Below are 8003 nucleotides of genomic sequence, written 5' to 3'. Positions count from 1 at the left end.
ACCTCGCCCGCCAAACCATCATCCGACCACCAGCCCTACAGACCGCTTGACGATCTATAGGAGCTTCCAGCGCTCTGGCGCCGCTGCCCCTGCCCGTCCTGCTCGATCCCGGGTACGGCGAGGAGGATCTCTTCTTCGCGGTCAAAGGCTTGATGAGGACGGTCCGGGAAGCGCTGGCATCACTCGACACGGTTCGCTTGTGGGGTGACTACGCCTTCCCCCGCGCTTCGCTGGCGCAGCGACTCGCACATCCAGGGGCCCTCGGCCGCGACGATCTGATCGGCTTGGCTGAATCCGCGGTCAAGCCGGCGATTCGTCGGTCAGGACGACGGAGCTTTCCCGACGGCCCGGTGTACACAGCCGTGGGCGCCCTGATCCTGGGCAACCCCAACTGGCAACGCCACATTCAGGGAACGGACTATCCGACGGCTGTTTGCCACGCCAACGCCGTGGTGTCCGACTACGCACTGCGCGAACAGGACGAGAAGACCGGCCTGCTCCCGTCCGGAGTGCGCTTGACACTCGACGATCGTTGGCTGGGCGGTGGCGTCTGGCGCGCGTCGGCGAAGGCAGAACAGCCGGTTCCCAGCGAGGATTTCGTTCTCGAACCGCTCGGCCTCGGTTGGGCGGAAAGCCTGGCGTCCCAGCACCCGGATCCCCCGGCAGCCGCGACCGTACGGGATGCGGAGCCGTCTGCGGAGCAAGCGCCGGTCCCCTCTCCGGCTCCCGGCGGGTCAACGAGCCCACCCGCCAATCCAGCTTGGACAGAACCGGTGAGTACGCCGGATTCTTCGCCGGCACACCGAGGTACCTCGGTCCCGCCGTGGTGGCCTGACGACAGCGAGCTCGACACTGCGGTCGAGGTCGATGCCGACGGGCCCGTCCTGGCTTGGGCGCAGCCGCTGCGACGAGCCGACGTTGTGGCAGGGTATGCCCCTGTTCCCGCCCACGTCGCCCGGCGGCTGTGCGGCGTCGACGGCCGTTCCGACTGCGTCGATTCACTATCCGTCCGCCTGGAACTGGATCATCCGGGCAGTGCATTGTCGGCCAACGCCGCCTCGCACACGGTGAATGTCGTTTCCCACGGTGAGGGCGTCCGGCTCGACGGGGTCTCCTGGCCGTCCGTCTTCACGCCAGGCCTGTGGCTGTGGTTCGAGTGGCCTTACGGCAGCCGCACGATCCGCGCCCACACACGGTTGCTCGACAGGCCCGTCACCGTCGACGGCGAGCTACTCGAACACCGCTACGACCCCAGGGTACTGACGCGAGATGGTTTGTCCGTCCGCTGTGCGGCTCCCCGAGACCGGCATGACACCTACCGAATCGTTCCGGCCGCGATCCGCCGCCTTGGCTTGCTGGACCGCGACGGCCGGGCGCTGCTCGGACGGTCGGACGTGCCGGCGGCGGTACGCGCCGTCCTGTCCGACCTCCGTGTCGACGTGCACATCGGCAACGACCGCGTCGAGGGAACGCTCGCCGGACTACTCGCGCAGGGGCGTCTCACCGTGATGTGGGGAAGCCGGGGGCCGGACGGCCGCACACACCATCCCGCACGCGCCCACCAACAGCCGGCCGAACTCGTCTGCTACAAACCGCAGCTCGCCTACCCGACAACGCCGTTTGCGCATGACCCGTCGACCACATCCGTTCCGACCTCGACAGGGTTGGTCTCGCAGCACCAAGTAGCCGGTTTCCTTCGACGCATCGGTCACCTCGGGCGAGAGGCGAGCGACGAGCAGCGCGAGTTGTATCGCGAGGACCGGCTCCGATACCGGTTGACCGGACCGGCGGAATTGCCTGCCGGATACACGTACGTCCGACCGCACTCGCGGGGCCATTGAGCCGGTGTTCTGTCCGGTCGCCACTGGCACCGCAGTCTTGGAGGTTTGATGAACCCAGCCCAACCTTGCCCAACCGGTTTGGGGCATGACGCAGACGCTGCCATGCCCACCGCGACCGGAGCAACAGATCCCGCCGCGTCTCCCGAACAGTCCGCGGCCCTGGAAGGGTTGGCGAACATGTTGGCCGAAGTCCAGGCTGACCTGGACCCGGTCGCCGAGGCCATCGAAGCGCTGACGGTGGAGGACGTGGAGCGGCTGTTGCATGCGATGCCGCTGCGCGAACGACGCCACACACTGGACATTCTGCGCATCCCGGTCCAGGGAACGAAGATCCACAAAGCATTGTGCCGCGACGTGCTGAACCGCATCCGGCGAACATCCGGGCCGCGGCACGCGGCCGTGCATCTGACCCATCCGGTCCTCGACGACATGGCGCGAGCAATCCCCGACGCGGACCGTTGGAGCCCCACCGTGCTGCGCCTCACCATGTGGGTGCAGTTCGGCTCGACCCCCGGCAGCTCCCCGATGTGGGTGTGGGCGCTGGAGCAGCCTTGGATGGCCGAGACGATCGGCCGATCCCCGGACCTCCTGGAAGCCGCCAGACACGCCGCGGAAACGTTGGCGCCCACCTCCGCCGAGCAGAACGAGGACGCAGTGCAAGAAGCCGGTCATGATCCGACGGACGCGGTCGACCGCTCCGAGGACCTCCCCGACACACCCGAAGCCGCCGAGAACCTGGCGGCCACCGTGCAAAACGTGGCGGACACGCTCGCGGAGGCCGGCGAGGCATCGCGACGCATCGCCGCGGCCATCGCCGCGAAAGCCCGCCCTGCGGACGAGGATTTGCAGGCACTGGTCGCCGTGGCCGACGCCTTCGACGCCGCCCTGCTCCAATTCCGAGAGCACGGGGTTTCGCCCGAACACACGGATCTGGCGGAGCTCGAACAGGCGCTGGCCGTGGCCAAAGACCACCTCACGACCGTGCCGCTCCGCACCCGACTGCGCCGGATCACACGGCTGGCATGCACGGACGACAACGCCGGACTCGCGGTCGATCTCGACGTCGCCCGGAGCCGCGCCGAAGCCCTGTGCGACACGCAGACGTGGGGCACGAACGAACGCCAAGACGCGGATGCTCTCTGCGCGCTTCTCACAATGGTCGAGTTGCATGCCGACGGACGGGATCTCTCGGAGATCCACTCCTGGTTGTCCGTCGCGGTCAAGAGCCGAGCGGTCGCCTACCTGGCGGGCCGATACGCGGAACTCACCCTGACGGCCCCCGAATCGCGAGATCCGTCCACTCCCGTTGAGACCCACGAAGCCGACGAAACCGATAAGCCCCATCGGATCGTCGGACCCATCGAGCAGCCGTCCCGGGAAGACGACAAAGTTGCGACCGCGGCGCGACCGACGAAGCCGCAACGCGCCGAACCCTCCGCCGAACCGCGCGTTCCGGCGCGGCGCGGCGCCGCGGCAGCCCTGGACGACAACGCCCGGCCCGAAGCCCACCCGGTTCACCAGGAGCGCTCCGGAGTCTCACGCGGTGACGCTGTCCCACCGCCCCGAGCCGCCGAGCACACACCGTCAGTCGACGTACCTGTCGAACCCACAGTGCTTGACCGCAGCAACGGGTACACCCCGGGCACGAACCACTCTGAGTCGGCCAACGTACTCGCCGAGTTGGTCGCCTCGGAGCGTTACGGGCTCGCCGGCTCTCTTGCCGAGGCGCTCGGCGAGTCCCCGACATTGACCGCCGCCCTGCAGCTCGCAGCCTGCGCCGAGTCCGTCCGGTCCTCCAGTAGCGCCGGTGTCGAGACGATTCGCAAGATACTGGACGGAGCCGCCTGGGCCGCACCGGCGGCACGTCGCGCCGATGCGGCCCTCGCCACTGCCGCATTGCTGCGTACGGTACTGGTCACCGGGGATCCGCAGGCGGGCGCCGTGCTCGCCCAAGTTGCGGGAGGACTTCCTCCTGTGCTCGTCCACGTCGCGAACGAAGTCGCCGACCGTGCGCTGCAATCACTGCTCCTGCACTCTCCGCCGCTCGCCCTGGCCCGCGACCGGGCCGAGTTGGAGCGCGCTCTGGAGGAGGCACGCGACGAATGCCGTCGAGGGCTTCAGCCCCCGCACATCCGTTTCGTGCGGGGACGCGAGATCGTCCGGCATTGGTGGAACCCCGACAAGGGACTGATCGGATCGCTGTTGCGGCACGCCGTCGACGACGATCGCAGTGACCTGACGGCCGTCGCGCGTCGGATCGAAGAGCTGAACGAACCGGCAACGCTCCAAGTCGAGTTGGACAAAATCGATCGGGTCCTGATGTCCTCCGGCTCCCGCTCCCGCCTGGAGGGTCCGGCACGACAGGATCTGCTTCGGCACACCACCGAACGGCTCTCCGCGGTCGGCCAGTGGGTCCGGCGGGCACGCGAACTCGGCATGCGAGATGTCGACTGGAGTGCCGACCAGGTCCAGGAAATGCGCGCCACGGTCCTGGCCCTTCGCGACGAGGTCCTGGACTCGATCCGCGGTCAATTCCCCGGCACTTCGGGCCTCACTGTCTCGGTGCTGGAAGCCACCGTCTCATCGCTCACACGCACCTTCGCCCTGCTGTCCGGCGAATCGCGTCCGAAAGAGACAGAACCACCCGTCGAGCTTGTGCTGCACGGTGAGTTGCTGAAAATTCCCGGAACCGTCGTGCGGCCGGAAGGCGTCGTGCCGCCCCCGGGCATCTCGGCGGACGAACTGGCGCGGGCCGGCCGACGATCGTGGCACGAGGCAGTCGAACTCCATTTGGATTCGGATCAGTTCGCGACGGCACAGAAGATCGTGGATCTATGGGTGCACCAGCGGCTCCCCGGTACGAGAAGCGCCGCCGTTCCTTCAAGCGAGTTGCAGGCACGGATCCGCGACAGGGGACAAGCCGTCGAGCAGGAACTCGCCGAGAAGCGCCGGGTGCTCGACGAGGAACTGCGTCGCACACGTGTCGATGGTGCGCTCAACGAGGAGAGGGAGCGCGCTTTGGAGCGGCGGCTCCAGAACGCCACCCCGGCCGCGGACGACGACTTGGCACTCGTTCGGCTGGAGCTGGAATCCGTCGAGAACGAGTTGGCCGAGGCGCGCACGAGCCACGCGGACGCGCTCCGCAGCCGTCTCGACGAGGTGCGCAACGCCCTCCCGGACGAACGTCACCGTGTCGGGCGGCTGATCGATGACGGGGACCTGCTCACCGCCGAAGATCTCATCTCGCACCTCGACAACGGCGAGAGCATCCCCGACACGCGCACGGTCGACGAGAGCTTGGCCACGTTCTTCCCGGACGTTCCCGAGGCCCTGTCCAAGACAGGCGTCTCCGCCGCACTGATCAAGGCGGTACGCGGACGCGAGCGGTTCCAGCACCTCGCGGCGCTCGACTACTCGGCGCTGTCCCCCGAATTGGCCGAGCAGACCGCCCAGGCGCTGGAGGGGTGGGCCGACCTGGCTGCCCGCAAGGACAACCTGCGTACGCACGGGGTCCGCGAGAGCGAGCTGCTGATGCCCGCGCTGCGCCTGATCGGCTACAGCAGCAAAAAGGGCCCTCAGCGGGTGGAGAATCCGCGCAATCGCAGCTTCCGGTTCCTTGACCTCCCGGAAGTCCGCCACGGGACCGCGCTGGTGCCGGCTTTCGGATCCGGACTGCGCGGCACGCTTCGCGTGATGTTGGTATGGGACCGGCCGTCGGCCGAGACGCTGATGTCGTGGATTCAGCAGGATCCGAACGACGACAGTCTCCTGGTCGTCTACTTCGGCACGATGTCCGTGCGCAATCGCGTGGCGCTCGCCGCGCAGAGCGTCAATCAGCGGCGGGCTGTCGTCGTGTTGGACGACGCCGCGCTTGCCCACCTGGCCGCGTGTGGCAACCTGCGCCTCGACTCGGCGATGCGGGTGCTGCTGCCGTTCTCCGCGGTGAACCCCTACGTCATGGGCAAGCGTGCCCCGGTGCCCGAGGAGATGTTCTTCGGTCGCAGTGAGGAAGTCTCGTCGCTGCAGAGCCCTACGGGCGACCAAGTCGTCTTCGGTGGTCGCGGGCTGGGGAAATCGGCGCTGCTGAAGGCGGCGGGACGCAAGTACGAGGCACAGATGCCCGGTGCCCGGCTGAGCCTGCTGCTGTCGCTCGACTCCACCTTCACCGGCACGAACGCGCCCTCTTCCACGGTGTGGGACCGCATCGGGCGCCGTCTGTTGGAGTCCGACGCGCTGAAACTGCCGCGCAAGGTCAAGGCGGATTCCGTTCTCGCCTATGACCAGGTGCTGGCCGGCATCAGGGGCTGGCTCGGCGAGGACGGCAAACGCATGCTGCTGATCATGCTCGATGAGGCGGACGGCTTTTTCGAGTCGGACAGCCCGCAGTTCACGGAGACGCGGCGGCTGCGCGATCTGGGGGCCGACACGGACCAGCGCGTCAAGGTCGTGTTCGCCGGCCTCCACTCGGTGCAGCGGTACGCCACGATCGCCGTCAACAGCCCCTTCAGCCACCTCGCGCAGAGCCCGCGGGTGATCGGTCCGCTGCGTCCGCAGGACGCGGTGAATCTGCTCATGGAGCCGCTGGGGGTCCTCGGCTATCGATTCGCCAGCTCGGCGCTGGTCCACCGCATCCTCGGACACTGCTCCTACCAGCCATTCCTGCTCCAGATGTTCGGTCACCGCCTGGTCCAGGCGATGCACGCCAAGCGGCGCAACGTGGAGTCCGGCCCCCCGTACGCGATCACGCGCGAAGTCGTCCAGGCCGTCCAGTCCGACAAGGACCTGCGGCACAGCATCACCGAGGCCTTCCACGACACTCTGCGACTCGACTCGCGGTACAACGTCATCGCCAATGTCGTCGCGTATCACGCCCATCACCACGGCCTCGCGGCGCGGCTCACACAGGCGCAATTGCTGGACGAGTGCAAATACTTCTGGCCGGCGGGCTTCAACGACCTCGACACCGACCAGTTCCGCGCCTACCTCGCCGAGATGGAGGGCCTGGGAGTCCTCGCACCGGACTCCGACCATCGCGGATGGCATCTGCGCAGCGCCAACGCGCTGAGCATGATCGGCAACCTGAGCCGCGTCGAGGCCGAGTTGGAGCAGGCTCCCCACCGCCAAGTGGCCGAGAGATTCGCCCAGTTGGAGGCCCGCCACCAGTCACCGACGAGCCACTCGCATTCGCCGCTCACCGCCCACCAGGTCGCGGCGCTGCTGCCGAAGCAGGGCAACCACGCCCACTTGGTCATCGGGACTCCGGCCACCGGCGTCGACCGGGTCAGCCTTTCGCTGTGCGAGATCGCGGAGCAAGGCGGGTGGGAGGTCCCGCACATCGGCAGGTCGGCTGATTTCACGCGTGAGCTGACCTCGGGCAAGCCGGGCCAGCGACGGGTGGTCGTCGCCGACCTGACCGTCAAATCCCCCTCGGAACAGCGCTGCCTCGAAACCGTGGACGAGGCGGTCCACCGGATTCCGTTGTCAGCCGGAGTCACCCGCTCCGCTGTCGTCGTCGCCGGGCTCGACCAACAAGCGCTGTGGAACGCCGCGTTCGCGACGGGTGCGGATGGCGGCCGGGACGTTGAACTTTTGTCCCTGCGCCGCTTCTCACCGGAGGGTCTCCGTGCCTGGACGCAGGACAAGGAGGTATTCACCTCGGAAGAGGAGCTCGGCCGTCTGCGCACCGCGACCGGCGGCTGGCCCCTGCTGCTCGACAACCTCGCCGTCGCGCTGGCCTCCGGACGGGACGCGAACAAGGCGCTGGGCGACCTGACCGCACGCCTGCAAGACGTCCACGGGGCCGACGCGTTTTTGCACCAGGTCGGGCTGGTTCCAAAGAGCCCGCAATGGACCGCCTATCAGGCGATCCTCGGGTTCATGGACGACGACGGTCTGCCTGCGGACGACCTGCACGCCGCGATCGAGGCGGACACGGACAGCGGTCAGGTCGACGCTGCCCTGTGCGTCGACCTCCTCCAGGCACTTCAGGTGTTCGACGTGGACGCCGCTTTGGGAACATACCGCCCGGAACCGGTCGTACGCGGCTGTTGGGAACGCGTCCGCGGGGGCTGAGGCACGAACGGCTCGGGCCGGCGCGTGTGTTCGGCGGCGCGGGGTCTGTACAGCCGGGTGCCGAGGGAGTGTCCTCGGCACCCGGGCCCC

Annotated in this window: 2 protein-coding genes; both read left to right on the top strand. The window is 68.1% G+C overall.

Annotated features, from left to right (window positions below; translation table 11 throughout):
• The first annotated feature begins 350 nt into the window (after positions 1-350).
• Positions 351-1841, top strand: a complete 1491-nt coding sequence (locus tag ACRX5W_RS05455; protein ID WP_436786735.1) for a hypothetical protein — start codon at positions 351-353, stop codon at positions 1839-1841.
• Positions 1842-1943: 102 nt separating this feature from the next.
• Positions 1944-7913 (top strand): hypothetical protein, encoded by a 5970-nt coding sequence (locus ACRX5W_RS05450; RefSeq protein ID WP_436786734.1) that lies wholly within the window; start codon positions 1944-1946, stop codon positions 7911-7913.
• The last annotated feature ends 90 nt before the right edge of the window (positions 7914-8003 follow it).

This window comes from Yinghuangia sp. YIM S10712 (assembly GCF_051388935.1).
GTDB lineage: Bacteria > Actinomycetota > Actinomycetes > Streptomycetales > Streptomycetaceae > Yinghuangia.
This window is presented reverse-complemented; position numbering and strand designations above follow the sequence as displayed.

Bases quoted from the DNA above. Each gene is read 5' to 3' on its own strand.
- ACRX5W_RS05450 (WP_436786734.1), top strand. From the start codon at position 1,944: ATGCCCACCGCGACCGGAGCAACAGATCCCGCCGCGTCTCCCGAACAG.